Consider the following 15,761-nt stretch of genomic DNA (forward strand, 5'->3'; position numbering starts at 1 on the left):
CCCCCGCACCACGAGAGTCCACCATGCAATCCCTCCTCGGCATCCTGCTCATCATTGGCTGCGTGTTCGGCGGCTACATGATCCACGGCGGCGAGATGAACGTGATCTGGCAGCCCACCGAGCTGCTGATCATCGTCGGCGCCGGCGTCGGTGCCATCGTGCTGGGCAACCCGCGCCATGTGCTCACCGAGATGTGGCACCAGGTGCGCAAGGTCGCGCTGCGCAAGAAACCCGACGAGGAGTTCCAGCGCCAGCTGCTGCTGCTGATGTATGAGCTGCTGCAGACCGCCGCCGGCGGCCTCAAGGCCCTGGACGCGCACGTCGAAGCGCCGCAAGAAAGCGAGTTGTTCAAGCGTTATCCGCTGATCCTCGCGGAGAAGAAGCTGCTCAACTTCATCGTCGACAACTTCCGGCTGATGGCCATGGGCAAGATCAACGCCCACGAACTCGAAGGCGTGCTGGACCAGGAGATCGACTCCATCCATGAAGAGATGACGCAACCCGCCAAGTCCCTGGGCAAGATCGGCGAGGCCATGCCAGGCTTCGGCATCCTGGCCGCGGTGCTGGGCATCGTGATGACCATGTCCGTGGTGGCCCAGGGCGCCGGGACCGGCGAGATCGCTGAACGCGTGGGCGCCGCGATGGTGGGCACCTTCATCGGCATCTTCATGTGCTACGGCCTGCTCGACCCCATCAGCAACATGATGAAGCAGCTCGTCAGCGAAGAGCTGCAGGCGCTGGAGACCGTCAAGGTGGTGCTGGTCACCCATGTCGCGGGCAAGCCGCCGCTGCTGGCCATCGACGCCGGCCGCCGTCTGGTGCAGCTCAACCTCAAGCCCAGCTTTGCCCGCCTGGAAGGCTGGATCGACAAGCTGCAGAACCCGGACGCGGCACCGGCGGGAGGCCCGCGTGGCTAAGACCGAGTCCCACGAACCCACCATCATCAAGCGGGTCTCCGCCCGGGGACACGACGATGGCCATGGCGGCGCCTGGAAGGTGGCCTTCGCCGACTTCTGCCTGGCCCTGCTGTGCCTGTTCCTCGTGCTGTGGCTGCTCAACGCCCGCGAGAAGGAAGAGATCGAGAAGACCATGCAGGCCGTGATGGGCAACCCCATGGAAGAAGGCAGCCAGGGCCGGGTCCCCGAGTTCGACGGCTCCCCCAACGGCAGCCTGATCTCGCGCGAGCCGGTGCCCGGCCAGGGCGGCCAGTCCACCGCCGATGGCAGCGACGCGCCGGCCCGCCAGCAGTTGGACAACCCGGAGCAGTTGCGGGCACTGGCACAGCGCCTGTCGGACATGGCCGAGGAGGCCGGCCTGGCCGGCCACCTGGAGACCACCGTGACCGCCGAGGGCCTGCGCGTGATGCTGCACGACACCGAGGGCGAGGGCATGTTCGCCCGCGGCAGCGCGGTGCTCAACAAGCGCTTCTCGGGCCTGCTGCGCCAGATGGGTCCGATCTTCGCGCGCATCCGCAACCAACTGCTGATCCTGGGCCACACCGACGCCACGCCCTACTTCAACGTGGACGTGGGTGGCTTCTCGAACTGGAACCTGTCGAACCAGCGCGCGATGGCCGCGCGCCTGACCCTGCTCAACGGCGGCATGCACCCGGACAGCGTGCTGCAGGTCATCGGCATGGCCGACAAGGCCCCGCTGGACATGGAGCACCCGCGCGCCGCACCGAACCGCCGCATCGAGCTGGTCGTGCTGACCGGCCCGCAGGCCCGCCGCCTGGCCTCGGCCTTCGGCATGCCGGCCACGCCCGCGGCCAATGGCGGCGATGGCGGCGACAGCGGCACGCTGCGGCGTGCCCGCGAGCAGGTCAATCAAAGCCTGGCTCCCACCCAGGAGCCTTGAAATGCAGACGCGAACGACCCGAGGGGCCCGCATGAAGATCACCCAACGCTCCACCGCCCTGACGCCGACGATCGGTGTCGGTGCCACCGAGGCTGCCGCATCCGCACCGGCGCCCGCCGCGGGCGCCGCGGCCGAGGCCACGCCGCTGCAGGCCGGCACGCTGGCCCCCGCCCAAGAGGCCCTGGCCGCGATGCCCGAGATCGACAGCGCCCGCGTGGCCGCGGTGCGTGATGCGCTGGCCCGCGGTGAGATCCGCTTCGACGCCCAGCGCCTGGCCGGCCTGATCGAGCGTTTCCATGGAGGTCGGGGATGACGCCGCGCGAAGCCGCCGAACAGCTGTTGCGCGACCTGCGCGCCGACCTGACCCAGGTCCACGAACTGCGCGATCTGCTGGAGCAGCAGTACCAGTGCGCGCTGCGCCACGACGCGGGCGCGCTGCAGACGCTGGGCGAGCGCATCGTCGCCTGCGTCGAAGTGATGGAGGGCCGCCGTGAGCGCCGCGTGGCCCTGGCCCAGCGCCTGGCCGGCCCGCAGGCCCGCATGGAGGCCGTGTTCCCGCGCCTGGGCCAGGGCTGGGGCCGCACCGGTCAGTCCTGGTGGCTGCGGCTGGAGGCCCTGGTGCGCGACTGCAAGGCCGCCAACCAACGCAACTGCGCCCTGCTCGCCGAGCAGCACACGCTGATGCAAGGCCTGCTGCAACCGCAAGGGGATCTCTATGCGCCTGCCTGAGGCCCCCCTGTTCCCGTCCCTGGCGCCCACCCCGGCCACGGCGCCGGCGGCCGGCCTGGGCGCTGGCACGGCAAGATCCAGCGCCGGCTTCGGCGGCCTGTACCGCAGCCTCTCGCAAGAGGTGCAGGACTACATTGCCCACGGCGACGGTGGTCCGGTGGAAGGCAGCGCGAGCACGCTGAGCGCCGAAGCCCGCGCCCGCTGGGTCCCGCAGGCGCCCACGCCGGCCGACGACGCCGCGGCCCCGACCGCCAGCGTGGACGCACCGGCCCGTCAGGCCTTCCTGGACCAGATCGCGCCGATGGCGGCCGAGGCCGGCGCCCAGTTGGGCGTGGACCCGGCCATCTTGAGCGCCCAGGCGGCGCTGGAATCGGGCTGGGGCCAGCGGCCGCTGCGCAACGCGGCCGGCGAGAACAGCCACAACCTCTTCGGCATCAAGGCCGGTGCCGGCTGGCAGGGCGCCGTGGCCGAGGCCGCCACCACCGAGGTGGAGAACGGCCAGGCCGTGGGCACCACCGCGCGCTTCCGGGCCTACGCGGATGCCTCGGCCTCGTTCCAGGACCTGGCCCAGCTGCTGCGCCACAGCCCGCGCTACCAGGCCGCGCTGAACACCGGCGGCGACGCCCAGGCCTATGCCCAGGCGCTGGCCCGCGGCGGCTACGCCACCGACCCGGCCTACGCCGCCAAGCTGACCGGACTGGCGCGCCAGATCCAGTCGCGCGGCGGCAACTAAGGAGCCGACGGCGTGTCGACCTGCACCGGCTCCACCATGCCCTCGCCGAGCACCCGCGCCCGGATCACCCGACCGGTCGCGCTGTTGCGCACCCGCAGGACCTGGCCCTCGCGGCCGGCCTCCAAGGCCTCGCCGGCATTGCGCACCTCGACCGGGCCGCTGCGGACCAGGATGGCCACGGCGTCACCGCGCCGCACCAGCAGCGTGGCCGCCAGCATCCGCGTGCGCACCAGCTCACCGGCGTGCATCGGCCGGCGTGGGCTCAGCGTGGCCAGCTGGGACAGGTCGGAGCTGGCGTCCGGCACGGTGCTGATGTCGCGCCGCGCCAGCTCCAGCGCCTGCTCGCCCAGCGGCTGGTTGGCCGGCGCATCGGCCACCAGCACCGCCACCTCGGCCGACAGCGTGGCGCGCAGCTGCACCAGCTGGCGCGCGGCCGCGCCGGTGGCCCCGGGACAGACCAGCGCCAGCCGCAGCCGGGCCGGGTTGCGCGCTTCGACCGTCTCGATCTGCGGCGCATCGCAGGCCATCGGCGTGCGCGGCAAAGCCACCACCGTGGCCTCGACCTGCACGCCCTGCAGGCCGCTGCGCGCGGCCTCCTCGGCCACGGCCTGCCGGCCGGCCGCCTCCAGCCGGGCCGTCAGCGTCGGCGCGGCCACCGCACCGCTGCCGAGCAGGCACCCCATCACCCCGAACGAAAGACCCGAAAGGAACCGCATGAGCATTGACTTCCACCAGGCGCTCGGGATCCATCCCCAGGCGCTGGAACTGCGCGCCCAGCGCACCCAGCTGCTGGCGGCGAACATCGCCAACGAGAGCACGCCGGGCTACCAGTCACGCGACATCGACTTTGCCGCCGCGCTGGCCGGTGCCTCGTCGGAGGACGGCTCCGGCCTGGTGCTCGACAGCGACGGCGACGCGCACTACCGCGTCCCCAACCAACCCTCGGCCGACGGCAACACCGTCGAGCTGGGGGTGGAGCAAGCCGCATTCTCCCAGAACGCGGTTGATTTCCAGACCAGCCTCACCTTCCTGAACATGAAGCTCAAGGGCCTGGCCAAGGCCATCGCAGGACAGTAAGCCATGCCATTCCGTGACATCGCGACCATCGCCGGCTCGGCCATGACGGCCCAGACCACCCGGCTCAACACCATCGCCAGCAACCTGGCCAATGCGCAATCGGCCGCCGGCACCGAGGACGGCGCCTACCACGCCCGCAAGCCGGTCTTCGCCGCCGTGATGGGCCACGACAACGGTGCCGGTGCCCGCGTGCAGGTGCTGGACGTGGTGAGCAGCACCGAGCCGCTGCGCGAAGCCTATGAGCCCGGCAACCCGTTGGCCAACGCCGAGGGCAAGGTGTTCTACCCGAACGTCAACCCGGTGGCTGAAATGACCGACATGATGTCCGCCTCCCGCGCCTTCGAGACCAATGTCGAGGTGCTGGGGCGGGTCCGTTCCATGCAGCAGTCGCTGCTTCGCCTGGGAGACGCCTGACCATGACCACCGCCACCCTCAACGGCAGCAGCGCCGGCACCACCACCGGCACCAGCGCGCTGTCCAACGCGCTGGTCAGCGCCAACGGCAGCGGCAGTGACCTGTTCACCACCCTGCTGGTGGCGCAGATCCAGAACCAGAATCCGCTGCAGCCCAACGACCCCAGCGACTTCGTCAACCAGCTGACCCAGCTCTCGCAGATGGAATCGCTGCAGACGCTGTCCAGCCAGTCGGCCTCGACCAACACCTTGCTCGACAGCCTGCAGACCCTGGCCCTGGGCAACCAGGTGGGCAACAGCGTGACGGTGGCCACCAGCCAGCTGCAGTTCGACGGCACGACGGTGCCGGCGTCCTACAGCCTGGACAGCGCCGAGACCTCGGTGACGCTGGTGCTGACTGGCAGTGACCAGCAGGCCCACCGCGTCACGCTCGGCAGCCAGGCCAAAGGCGAGCACAGCCTCACTCTCGACCCGACAGCGCTGGGACTGCCCGCGGGCAGCTACAGCGTGAAGCTGGAGACCGCCAGCGGCGCGACCCCGACCTTCGCGGTCACCGGCCAGATCCAGACCATCCGCCTGTCCTCCGGCGGCATGACGCTCAACGTCAGCCACCTGGGCGAAGTCTCGCCCGCCGACATCACCCAGTTCAACGGCAAGTCCTGAAGGAGTCCTCCCCATGAGCTTCGAAATCGCCCTGTCCGGCATCAACGCCGTCAACACCCAACTCGACACCATCAGCAACAACATCGCCAACACTGGCACCTACGGCTTCAAATCCAGCCGCGCCAACTTCAGCGCGGTGGTGGCCGGCAGCAGCCCCAATGGCGCCGAGATCGGTTCGCTGACCCAGTTCATCGGCGTGGGTGGCAGCACGCTCAACACCGGCCGTTCGCTGGACGCGGCCATCCAGGGTCGCGGCTTCTTCGCGTTGAAGGACAACGCTGGCGGCATGAGCTACAGCCGCGTGGGCAACTTCGTGGTGGACAAGACCGGCGTGCTGGTGGACAGCGCTGGCCGCAAGGTGCAGGGCTATGCCCTCACCCCGGGCAGCGCCACCCGCGGTGCGCTGGGCGACATCAGCGTGCCCAGTGGCCAGATCGCGGCCAAGGCCTCGACCCAGCTGGACTACGTGGCCAACATGTCGGCCGACTGGACCACGCCCTCGGTGACCCCCTTCGACAAGACCGACGCCCAGAGCTTCAACAGCTCGATGGTCTCGGTGGCCTACGATTCGCTGGGCAAGCAGCACACGCTGACGCAGTACTTCGTCAAGTCGGGCGCCAACCAGGTGAACGTGCATTACACGATGGACGGTGCGGACCTGGGCACCACCACCACGCTGCAGTTCAGCACCGACGGTGTGCTGACCTCCCCGACGGCGGCGGTCTCGCTGGCGCTGGGCACCCCTGCAGGCGCCAGTGCGCTGACGGTGGGCGTGAACTACACCGGCACCACGCTCTACGCCGGCGAGGCCACCAACAGCGTCAACAGCGCCGATGGCTATGCCTCGGGCACGCTGACCGGCACCACCATCGCCGAGGACGGTTCGGTGATCGCCCAGTACAGCAACGGCCAGAAGCAGGCCATCGCCCAACTGGCCCTGGCCACCTTCCCGGACGAGGACGGCCTGACCCCCACCAGCGACACCAGCTGGGTGGCTTCGCAAGCCTCGGGCACCGCGCTGTACGACGCGCCGGGGGTCGGCATGTCCGGCACGCTGGCCGTGGGCGCGCTGGAGCAGTCGAACGTGGACATGACCGGCGAGTTGGTCAACCTGATGGCGGCGCAGCGCAACTACCAGGCCAACACCAAGGTCATCTCGTCGGAGAACGAGATGATGCAGGCCCTGTTCCAAGCCGTCTGAGGCCTGACGCATGGACGCCCTGATCTACACCGTGATGAGCGGCGCGGAGCGCGCGCTGCATGCCCAGCAGGTGCACGCCAACAACCTGGCCAACCTGGACACGCCGGGCTTCCGGGCCGACCTGGAGCTGGCGGCCAGCCAGGCCGTGAACGGCTACGGCTACGACACGCGCCACCTCAGCGAGCTCAAGGCCAATGCGGTCTCCACCCGCGAGGGCACGGTGAAATCCACCGGCCGCGAGCTGGACGTGGCCCTGCAGGGCCCGGGCTACCTGGCCGTGGAAGACGGCACCGGCGAGGCCTACACCCGTGCCGGCACGCTGCAGGTCGATGCCGATGGCGCTGTCACCGTCAACGGCCGGCCGGTGCTGGGCCAGGGTGGCCCCATCGTGCTGCCGCCCTACACCCGCCTGGAGATCGGCAGCGACGGCAGCATCTCCGTGCAGCCGGCCGGCGAGACCGACATGCAGACGGTCGACCAGCTCAAGCTGGTCCAGGCCGATGGCAAGGACCTGACGAAGAACGCGGCCGGACTGGTTGTCACCCGAAGCGGCCAGCCACTGGACGCCGACGACAGCGTGCGCGTGCGCAGCGGCTTCCTGGAGGGCAGCAACGTTGGTGCGGTCGAGGAGATGGTCGCCACGATGACGATCAACCGCGACTTCGAGATGCAGATGAAGCTCTACCAGGCCGCCGACACGATGACCCAGACCGGCAACCGCCTGATCCGCGGCGAGTAAACCGCCTTCCCCCTCTTCCGAACGGAGCCCCCCATGAACCCCGCCCTCTGGATCAGCAAGACCGGTGTCCAGGCCCAGGATGCCAAGCTGCAGACCATCGCCAACAACCTGGCCAACGTGAACACCGTCGGCTTCAAGCGCGACCGCGTGATGTTCGAGGACCTGTTCTACCAGGTCGAATCCCAGCCCGGCGCGCAGCAGGCTGACGGCACCCAGGCGCCCACCGGTGTGCAGCTGGGCACCGGCACCCGCGTGGTCGGCACGCAGAAGGTCTTCACCACCGGCAACCTGCAGACCACCGGCCAGAGCCTGGACGTGGCCATCGTCGGCAACGGCTTCCTGCAGGTGGCCCTGCCCAACGGCGACACCGCCTACACCCGCGCCGGCCAGCTGCAGGTCAACTCCGACGGCAAGCTGGTCAACGCGCAGGGCCTGGCCATCCAGCCGGAGATCACCATCCCGGCCAATGCCACCGGTGTCAGCATCTCCGAAAGCGGCCTGGTGACCGCCACGGTGGCCGGCGCCACCGCCCCCACCGAGCTGGGCCAGATCCAGCTGGCCGGCTTCATCAACCCGGCCGGCCTGCTGGCCCGCGGCGAGAACCTGTTCCAGGAGACCGTGGCCAGCGGCACGCCCACCACCGGCAACCCCGGCAGCGACGCGCTGGGCAAGCTCAAGCAGGGCGCGCTGGAAGGCTCCAACGTGCAGGTGGTCGAAGAGATGGTGGACATGATCGCGGCCCAGCGCACCTACGAGATGAACACCAAGGTGCTCTCGGCCGCCGACAACATGCTGCAGAACCTGGCGCAGGCCGCACGATGATGCCGCGCGCCTTCCTGTCCTTCCCGTCCGTCCCCTCCGGGGCCGGCCTGCTGGGCCTGGCAGCACTGCTGCTGGGCGGCTGCGCCGTGGTCGAGCCACCGCGCCCGCCCGAACTGACCGCCCCCGATCCCCTGCCCCTGGTGCAGGAAAAGCCGCGCCACGGCAGCGCAGGCGGCGTGTACGTGCCGGACAACGGCTGGTCGCTGACCTCGGACGTGCGCAGCTTCCACCCGGGCGACGTGCTGACCGTGATGCTGAGCGAAACCACCCAGGCCAGCAAGAAGGCCGACACCAGCTTCGGCAAGAACAGCGATGTGTCGGTGTCGCCCGCGGTGATCGCTGGCAAGTCGGTCAAGACCGACATCGGCCTGAGCAACAAGACAGACTTCTCCGGCACCGCCGCCAGCACCCAGCAGAACACGCTGCAGGGCGCCATCACCGTGGTCGTGCACGAGGTGCTGCCCAACGGCCTGCTGCGGGTGCAGGGCGAGAAGAGCCTGTACCTGAACCAGGGCGAGGAGATGATCCGCCTGGCCGGCTATGTGCGCGCCGCCGATGTGACGCCGGACAACCGCGTCTCGTCGCAGCGCCTGGCCAATGCCCGCATCGCCTACGCCGGCAGCGGCGCCCTCGCCGAGGCCAACAACGCCGGCTGGCTGACCCGCTTCTTCGCCAGCCCCTGGATGCCGTTCTGACCCCCCCCGCCCCGCATGCGCACCACAGGCCCCACGATGTCCACCGCCCTTCGCCTCCTGACCCTGCTGGCCGCCCTGGGCGGCACCCTGCCCGCCGCCCAGGCCGTGCCCCGGCCGGCCGCCCCCCCGGCGGGCGACACGCTGCCGGCCGCCCAGCCGCTGCGCAACCTGGTCAGCATCGAGGGCCAACGCGAGAACCAGCTGCTGGGCTATGGCCTGGTGGTGGGCCTGAACGGCAGCGGCGACAGCACGCAGGTGAAGTACGCCGGCCAGTCGGTCAACAACATGCTCAAGCAGTTCGGCGTCAAGCTGCCAGACAACGTGGACGCCAAGTCCAAGAACGTGGCCACCGTGATGGTCAGCGCCAGCTTCCCGCCGGGCTACCGCAAGGGCCAGACCATCGACATCACCGTGGCCTCGCTGGGCGACGCCAAGAGCCTGCGTGGCGGCATGCTGCTGCTCACCCCGATGCGGGCGGCCAATGGCGAGGTCTATGCGCTGGCCCAGGGCAATGTGGTGGTGGGCGGTGTCTCGGCCCAGGGCGCCAGCGGCTCCAGCGTGACGATCAACACCCCCACCTCGGGCCGGGTGCCCAATGGCGCCAGCATCGAGCGCGAGATCGAGACCGACTTCGACCAGGCCCCCACCGTGCGGCTGAGCCTGCGCCGGCCTCACTTCCAGACCGCAACCAACATCGTCGAGGCCGTCAACCGCCGCTTCGGACCGGTGGCCACGGCGCGCGACGCCACCAGCGTCGAGGTGCAGGCCCCGGCCGACCCGACCCAGCGCGTGGCCTTCGTCGCCGCGCTGGAAGCGATGCGCGTGGACGCCGGCACCTCCACGCCGCGCGTGATCTTCAACTCCCGCACCGGCACCGTCGTCATCACCGAAGGCGTGCGGGTGCGGCCAGCCGCGGTGTCGCACGGCTCGCTCAAGGTGGTGATCTCCGAGAACCCCCAGGTCAGCCAGCCCGGCCCCTTCAGCCAGGGCCAGACCCAGGTGGTGCCACGTTCTCAGGTCAGCGTGGAGCAGGGCGGCGGCCGCATGTTCAAGTGGGCCCCGGGTGCCAGCCTGCAGGCCATCATCGACGCGGTCAACGCCACCGGCGCCACGCCCGACGACATCATGTCCATCCTGCAGGCCCTGGACCAGGCCGGCGCGATCGACGGCACGCTGGAGGTGATCTGACCATGACGGACCCCACCCTCGGCACCCCCGCGGCCGCCGCCGGCCCCGCCGATCCGCTGGGCCTGGGCAGCATCCGGCCTGCGCTGGACAGCCAGGCCGCCACCGAGCAGGCCGCCCGCAAGGCGGCCCAGCAGTTCGAGAGCCACTTCATCGCCCAGATGCTGCACGACATGCGCCGCAGCAGCCAGGCCCTGTCCGACCCGGATGGCAACCGGCACAGCCAGGGACAGGAGATGCTGGATCTGGCCGACACGATGGTGGCCGACCAACTGGCCACGCAGGGCGCGTTCGGGATTGCCGACCTGCTGTTGCGCCAGGTGCTGCCGCAGGCGCCGGGCACCCCCACCGCACCGCCCCCGGCCCAACCGGCTTAAGTGCCCGGCCCCGCCGGTCGCCCTTCCCTGTTGAGCCCTTCCAGAAACGACACCGACGCCCCACCGATGACCCTCCTGACGAATGCCCTCTCCGGTGCCGTGGCGGCGCAGACCGCGCTGAACACCACCAGCCAGAACATCGCCAACGTGATGACCGAGGGCTACACCCGCCAGGGCGTGATGCTGCGCTCGGTGCAGCCTTCGCGCAGCGGCAGCACGGCCGCAGGCGACGGCGTGGCCGTGCCCTCGCTGTTCCGCTTCAGCGACAGCTACAAGAACCTGCAGCTCTGGCAGTCCAACTCGACGCTGGGCCAGACCAGCGTGGCCCAGCCCTACCTGACCCAGCTGGAGCAGGTGATGGGCGACGACACGGCCAGCATCGCCGACGGACTCGACAAGTTCTTCAATGCGCTCAACGCAGCCAGCGTGGAGCCCACCTCCAGCCCGCTGCGCGACAGCGTGATCAATGCCGCCGACGCCCTGGCCCAGCGCTTCAACAGCCTGCGCCAGACGCTGTCGAGCCAGCAGCAGGCCTTGTCCCAGCAACGCAAGGACCTGGTGTCGCAGACCAACACCTACGCCGCCGACATCGCCAACCTGAACCAGCGCATCGCCGAGGCACAGGCCACCGGCGTCAACGCCTCGGGCTTGGTCGACGAGCGCGACCAGAAGATCGACAAGCTGGCCTCGCTGGTGGGCGTGCAGGTCGTGACCCAGCCCGACGGCAGCGCCAACGTGTCGCTCAAGGGCGGTCAGCCCCTGGTGGTCGGCCACCAAGCTTCCACGTTGGCGGTCACCACGCTGGCCGATGGAAGCCAGCAGATGTCACTGACCTTCGCCAGCGAGACCTTTGCGCTCGGCAGCACGCCCCTGGACGGGCAGCTGGGCGGCCTGGACACGGTGGAGCAGACCCAGCTCAAGCCCATGGTGCAGTCGCTGCAGGACATGGCCAGCGGCCTGGCCACGGGCGTCAACGGCGTGCTGAGCGCCGGCTACGCGATGGACGGCAGCGCAGGCCGGCCGCTGTTCGTCATCGACACCACCAGCGCCTCGTCGCTGCTGACCATCGACCACAGCCTGAAGGCCGCCGACCTGGGCTTCTCCGGCAGCGCCACCGAGCCCGGCAACAGCGACCAGTTGCAGGCCCTGATCGCGCTGAAGTCGCAGCCGGTCAGCATCACCGGCCTGGGCAATGTGCTGCTGGGCGACGTCTACACCCAGCTGGTCGGCAAGCTCGGCATGGCCAGCCAGGCCAACCAGACCGCCATGACCACCGCGCAGACCGTGCGCGACCAGGCCGATGCCAACTGGAAGTCCACCAGCGGCGTGAACGAGGACGAGGAAGCGGTGAACCTGATGCAGTACCAGCAGATGTACAACGCCAACATGAAGGTCATCACGGTGGCCAACGAACTGTTCGACGCCATGCTGCAGATGGTGGGCTGAGCCAGGAGACGACCATGCGCATTGCCAGCACCCAGTACCACACCACCATGAGCACCGCGCTGCAGCGCGCCCAGGCCCACCTGGAGCAGACGATGGAGCAGATGTCCACCGGCGCGCGCATCCAGAAGCCCTCGGACGACCCGGTGACCAGCGTGCGCCTGTCGCGCCTGACGCGCGAAGATGCCGCCACCACCCAGTACCGCGACAACATCGCCGCGCTCAAGACCCGGCTGAGCAACAACGAGGCGCTGCTCGACGGCATGAACACCGACATGCAGGAAGTGCGCGACCTGCTGGTGTGGGCCCCCAACGGCAGCAACACCGCCGAGGACGTGGCCGCGATGGCCAGCTCGTTGACCACGCTGCGCGACAGCCTGCTCGACACCAGCAACAGCAAGGACCAGGAGGGCCGCTACCTGTTCTCGGGCACCGCGTCCACCACCCCCACCGTGAGCTACAACGCCGCCGCGCCGCTGGGCGCGCGCTACAGCTACACCGGCAACGGCCAGACGCAGCAGGTGGTGGTGGGCAACGGCGTGACCCAGGCCGCCAACGTGGCCCTGCCCGAGGTTGCCCCGCTGCTCAACCAGCTCGACCAGATGATCGCCACCCTGGGCACGGCGGGCGTGAACGTCAACGACAGCGCCGTGCAGGCCCAGCTGGCCGCCGGCCTGGGGCAGCTGGATGCGACCATGGGCTCGGTGACCGCCCGCATCTCCAAGCTGGGCGGCGCGCAGAACATGCTGGAGACCCTGGACACCGGCCACGCCAACGTCAGCCTGTCGAACCAGCAGGCCGCGCTGACGCTGGGCCAGCTCGACTACAACCAGGCCGCCGTGCTGCTCAACGGCTACACCACCGCGGTGCAGGCCACGCAGAAAGCCTACGCCAAGGTCAGCACACTGTCGCTTTTCAACGCCTTGTGATCGGCGGTGCACGGCACACTGGGCGACATGCAGATCCGTTCGCTGGACCCTTCGCTGGCCCGGACCGCCGCCCCGGCGGGCACCGCCACGCAGCGCAGCAGCGCCACGCCCCTGACCGGGACGGTTCGGCCCACCGTGGTCTCCGCCGCGGCGCCGGGAGAGTCCCCCCTGCCCGGCCCCGGTGTGGCCCGCTGGGCCGCCGGCTGGCAGCGCCAGGTGGGCGGCGCCCAGCAGAGCCTGGACTACCTGGGCGCGCTGGGCCGCAACCTGGGTGAGCTCAAGACCGGGCTGAGCCGCACGCTGGCCCTGGGCACCGGCGCCCCCGCCTCGCTGCGCCAGCAGCGCGACGCCGTGGCCGCGCTGTGGGAGCAGCGCCGCCAGGCCACCGCCGGCACGCTGGACAGCCAGGGCGAATGGACGGCCGATGGCGGCGCCCGCCGCAATGTGCAGATCAAGGGCCTGGACCAGACCAGCCTGCAAAGCCCGGAGCGAGAGGCGCTGAGCTTTTCGGTGCCGGGCACGCGCCAGCCACTGACCTTGCTGCTGGGGGGCAGCCGCTCGCCCGCCGAGGCCCTGCGGGCCCTGGACGACGCCCTGGCCCCTGCCGGGCTGCAGGCCCGGCAGGACGAGGACGGCACCGTCTGGTTCTCGGTGGCCGAGGACCAATGGCCCGCGCTGCGCGACGGGTTGACGGTGCGCGGCGGCGGCCAGCGCTTCCCGGCCGGCCAGCCTGCGCGGCCCCGCATGGAAGCCCAGCCCGACGTGCTGCAGGCCCGCAGCTGGGGTCTGGAGAGCACGGCCGACCAGCGCGCAACGCTGCAGGCCGTCGTGCGGGCCCAGGACTGGGTACGGCGCCAGTCGGACACGCTGCGCCAGCGCCTGGCAGAGTGGGAGGACGCGCTGCCCCCGGCCGCCACCACCGAGGCGCCCGAGGCCCTGGCACAGGCCGAGCAGACCGCCCGGCAGCTGGGCGAGGCCGCCGGTTTCGGCGCCTGGGCCACACTGTTGCCGGCCCTGGGCACGCTGCGCCGCGAGCGCGTCGAGGCGGTGCTGGCCCCGCGCTGAGGCCGAGGACGGCGCTGCGCGCCGCCCGCTCAGTAGATCCTGGCCTCGCCCTCGGGCCGGGTCTTGAAGCGGCGGTGGACCCAGTAGTACTGGGCCGGCTGCTCGCGGATGCGGGCCTCCAGCCAGCGGTTGAAGGCGGCCGCAGCCTGCGGCAGGTCGGGGTTGTCGAAGCCCTCGGGCGCCTCGCAGAAGCGCACCACATAGCCCTGGCCGCGCGGCAGCATGGTCACGACGATGGGCTGCACCAGCATGTGCATGGACTGGGCCATGCGCGCCGGCGCCAGCAGGGTGGCGGCCGGCACGCCGAAGAAGGGCACGAAGGCCGCGTCCTTGGTGCCGAAGTCCATGTCCGGCAAATTGACGAAGCCGGCGCCTTCCTTCTGGATGGCCCGCAGCACCGGCCGGATGCCGGCCTGGCGGTCGAACAGCCGGGCCTGTCCGAAGCGGGCCCGGGCCTTGAGCAGGGCCTCGTCGAAGACGGCGTTGCTCTGCCGCTGGTAGATGGTGATGGCCGGCTTGCTCTGCTTGAGCATCAGCGCCGGGGCGGTGTAGTCCAGCCCGACGAAGTGCGGCAGCAGCCACATGACCGGCCGGCCGGTGCGCTCGGCCAGGTGGATGTCACCCTCGATGCGCACCATGCGCAGGAGGCGCTCTTCCGAGGCGAACCAGAGGTAGCTGTGTTCCAGGAAGCCGCGGGCCACGGCACCGAAGTGCTCGCGGGCCAGGCGCCGCCGCGCAGCCTCGTCCAGCTCCGGAAAGCACAGGGCCAGGTTCTTGAGCACCACCTTGCGGCGCGAGCCGGCCAGGCGCCACAGCAGCGCGCCCACGCCCTCGCCGATGGCCGCCAGCAGCGGCAGTGGCAGCCAGTGCAGCAGCCACATCAGGAAGACGATGGCCTGCGATCCCCAACGCTTGATCATGCTTTGGCTTCTCCGGCGCTCGCTTCGACGCGGCGCGGCTTCTTGTAGCGGTTGTAGCCCCAGAGGTACTGGTCCGGGCAGTGGCCGATGACCCATTCCATGGCCTGGTTGACGAGGGCGGCCGACGCCTCCTCGCCGCTGTCGGGCAGGGGCTGGGGCAGCGCCCGGTAATGAATGGCGAAGCCCTGCCCGCGCGGCAGGCGCTCGCACCAGGTCAGCACCACCGCGCAGCCGGTCTGCTGGGCCAGGCGGGCCGCCAGCGTCATGGTGTAGGCGGTGCGGCCGAAATACGGCACCCAGACGCCCTGCCCATCCGGCGGCACCTGGTCGGGCAGCAGGCCCACCGTTTCGCCCTTGCGCAGGGCCCGCAGCATCTGCCGCACGCCGGAGAGGTTGGCCGGCGCTGCCTGCATGCCCGGGGCGGTGCGGGAATAGGTCTGCCACTCGGCCAGCATGGCCTGGCGAGCCGGGCGGTACAGCACGGTGATGGGCTGGCGATGGCCAAAACGCTCGGCGTAGCCACGGGCCGCAAACTCGAAGGCACCCAGGTGGGGCGTGAGCAGCAGCAGGCCCTTGCCGGCCTGGATGGCCTGCTCCACCAGTGCCTCGCCGTCCCACTGGATCAGCTCGCCCAGCGGGCGGTTGGCCGTGCGGAACCACAGCCAGGGCACCTCGGCCGACATGCGGCCGGCCTGGGCCACCGCGGCCCGGGCCTGGGCGGAGGTGAGCCCGGCCTGGCGGGCATTGGCCGCCAGCCGGCGGCGATAGCTGGGCGAAGCCGCCCAGACGACCCAGCCCAGGACCGCTCCACAGAACTGCACCAACCCGAGGGGCCAATGCGACACCCAACGCAGCAACAACATCATGCTTCAGCTAAGATTCCGGCATCGCCGAGTTAACAGGACAACTTGCG

20 protein-coding genes are annotated in these 15,761 nt (G+C 70.4%); 17 read left to right on the forward strand and 3 right to left on the reverse strand.

From position 1 onward, the window contains the following. Positions 1 to 23: 23 nt before the first annotated feature. From motA to M0L44_RS10175, 5 genes are read left to right on the forward strand one after another with little or no spacing between them, the layout of a single operon-like run. Positions 24 to 917 carry a flagellar motor stator protein MotA gene (gene motA / locus M0L44_RS10155; RefSeq protein ID WP_252769606.1) on the forward strand — a complete coding sequence of 298 codons (894 nt, stop codon included), beginning with the start codon at positions 24 to 26 and terminating at the stop codon, positions 915 to 917. Next, positions 910 to 1,857 carry a flagellar motor protein MotB gene (locus tag M0L44_RS10160; RefSeq protein WP_252769607.1) on the forward strand — a complete coding sequence of 316 codons (948 nt, stop codon included), beginning with the start codon at positions 910 to 912 and terminating at the stop codon, positions 1,855 to 1,857. The genes motA and M0L44_RS10160 overlap by 8 nt, the downstream gene beginning before the upstream one ends. Before the next feature lie 31 nt (positions 1,858 to 1,888). After that, positions 1,889 to 2,170: a flagellar biosynthesis anti-sigma factor FlgM gene (gene flgM, locus M0L44_RS10165; protein ID WP_252769608.1), complete on the forward strand. Its 282-nt coding sequence runs from the start codon at positions 1,889 to 1,891 to the stop codon at positions 2,168 to 2,170. Next, entirely contained in the window at positions 2,167 to 2,586 is a 420-nt protein-coding gene (gene flgN, locus M0L44_RS10170) for a flagellar export chaperone FlgN (protein ID WP_252769609.1), read from the forward strand. The genes flgM and flgN overlap by 4 nt, the downstream gene beginning before the upstream one ends. After that, positions 2,573 to 3,319, forward strand: coding sequence for a glucosaminidase domain-containing protein (locus tag M0L44_RS10175; RefSeq protein WP_252769610.1), 747 nt, complete (start codon positions 2,573 to 2,575; stop codon positions 3,317 to 3,319). Before flgN ends, M0L44_RS10175 begins: the two co-directional genes overlap by 14 nt. Here the strand turns inward: M0L44_RS10175 and flgA are convergent. Beyond that, on the reverse strand, positions 3,316 to 4,002 hold the full coding sequence (flgA, locus tag M0L44_RS10180; RefSeq protein ID WP_252769611.1) for a flagellar basal body P-ring formation chaperone FlgA: 687 nt from the start codon (positions 4,000 to 4,002) through the stop codon (positions 3,316 to 3,318). The genes M0L44_RS10175 and flgA overlap by 4 nt on opposite strands. A 31-nt stretch (positions 4,003 to 4,033) precedes the next feature. Between flgA and flgB the strand changes: the two genes are divergently transcribed. From flgB to M0L44_RS10240, 12 genes are all read left to right on the forward strand, one after another. Continuing rightward, entirely contained in the window at positions 4,034 to 4,396 is a 363-nt protein-coding gene (gene flgB / locus M0L44_RS10185; RefSeq protein WP_252769612.1) for a flagellar basal body rod protein FlgB, read from the forward strand. A gap of 3 nt (positions 4,397 to 4,399) precedes the next feature. Then, entirely contained in the window at positions 4,400 to 4,810 is a 411-nt protein-coding gene (flgC, locus tag M0L44_RS10190) for a flagellar basal body rod protein FlgC (RefSeq protein ID WP_252769613.1), read from the forward strand. Positions 4,811 to 4,812: 2 nt separating this feature from the next. Beyond that, on the forward strand, positions 4,813 to 5,472 hold the full coding sequence (locus tag M0L44_RS10195) for a flagellar hook capping FlgD N-terminal domain-containing protein (RefSeq protein ID WP_252769614.1): 660 nt from the start codon (positions 4,813 to 4,815) through the stop codon (positions 5,470 to 5,472). Between the two features lie 13 nt (positions 5,473 to 5,485). Further along, positions 5,486 to 6,673, forward strand: coding sequence for a flagellar hook protein FlgE (locus tag M0L44_RS10200; protein WP_252769615.1), 1,188 nt, complete (start codon positions 5,486 to 5,488; stop codon positions 6,671 to 6,673). 10 nt (positions 6,674 to 6,683) lie between these two features. After that, positions 6,684 to 7,412, forward strand: a complete 729-nt coding sequence (locus tag M0L44_RS10205) for a flagellar basal body rod protein FlgF (RefSeq protein ID WP_252769616.1) — start codon at positions 6,684 to 6,686, stop codon at positions 7,410 to 7,412. A gap of 33 nt (positions 7,413 to 7,445) precedes the next feature. Next, positions 7,446 to 8,234, forward strand: coding sequence for a flagellar basal-body rod protein FlgG (gene flgG, locus M0L44_RS10210; protein ID WP_252769617.1), 789 nt, complete (start codon positions 7,446 to 7,448; stop codon positions 8,232 to 8,234). Then, entirely contained in the window at positions 8,234 to 8,929 is a 696-nt protein-coding gene (gene flgH / locus M0L44_RS10215; protein WP_435526408.1) for a flagellar basal body L-ring protein FlgH, read from the forward strand. The genes flgG and flgH overlap by 1 nt, the downstream gene beginning before the upstream one ends. A gap of 36 nt (positions 8,930 to 8,965) precedes the next feature. After that, on the forward strand, positions 8,966 to 10,117 hold the full coding sequence (locus M0L44_RS10220) for a flagellar basal body P-ring protein FlgI (RefSeq protein ID WP_252769619.1): 1,152 nt from the start codon (positions 8,966 to 8,968) through the stop codon (positions 10,115 to 10,117). A 2-nt stretch (positions 10,118 to 10,119) separates the two neighbouring features. Further along, positions 10,120 to 10,491: a flagellar biosynthesis protein FlgJ gene (locus M0L44_RS10225; protein ID WP_252769620.1), complete on the forward strand. Its 372-nt coding sequence runs from the start codon at positions 10,120 to 10,122 to the stop codon at positions 10,489 to 10,491. A 66-nt stretch (positions 10,492 to 10,557) separates the two neighbouring features. After that, positions 10,558 to 11,937, forward strand: coding sequence for a flagellar hook-associated protein FlgK (flgK, locus tag M0L44_RS10230; RefSeq protein WP_252769621.1), 1,380 nt, complete (start codon positions 10,558 to 10,560; stop codon positions 11,935 to 11,937). 14 nt (positions 11,938 to 11,951) lie between these two features. Beyond that, complete coding sequence (flgL, locus tag M0L44_RS10235) at positions 11,952 to 12,863, forward strand: flagellar hook-associated protein FlgL (protein WP_252769622.1); 912 nt, start codon at positions 11,952 to 11,954, stop codon at positions 12,861 to 12,863. A 27-nt stretch (positions 12,864 to 12,890) separates the two neighbouring features. After that, a complete protein-coding gene (locus tag M0L44_RS10240) occupies positions 12,891 to 13,928 on the forward strand; it encodes a hypothetical protein (RefSeq protein WP_252769623.1) in 1,038 nt (345 codons plus the stop codon). A 29-nt stretch (positions 13,929 to 13,957) separates the two neighbouring features. Here M0L44_RS10240 and M0L44_RS10245 read toward each other — a convergent pair whose 3' ends face one another. Further along, complete coding sequence (locus tag M0L44_RS10245; RefSeq protein WP_151123978.1) at positions 13,958 to 14,848, reverse strand: lysophospholipid acyltransferase family protein; 891 nt, start codon at positions 14,846 to 14,848, stop codon at positions 13,958 to 13,960. Further along, positions 14,845 to 15,714 (reverse strand): lysophospholipid acyltransferase family protein, encoded by an 870-nt coding sequence (locus M0L44_RS10250; protein ID WP_252769624.1) that lies wholly within the window; start codon positions 15,712 to 15,714, stop codon positions 14,845 to 14,847. The genes M0L44_RS10245 and M0L44_RS10250 overlap by 4 nt, the downstream gene beginning before the upstream one ends. Between the last annotated feature and the right edge of the window lie 47 nt (positions 15,715 to 15,761).

The organism is Ideonella oryzae (assembly GCF_024055665.1).
Taxonomy (GTDB): Bacteria; Pseudomonadota; Gammaproteobacteria; order Burkholderiales; family Burkholderiaceae_C; genus Ideonella; species Ideonella oryzae.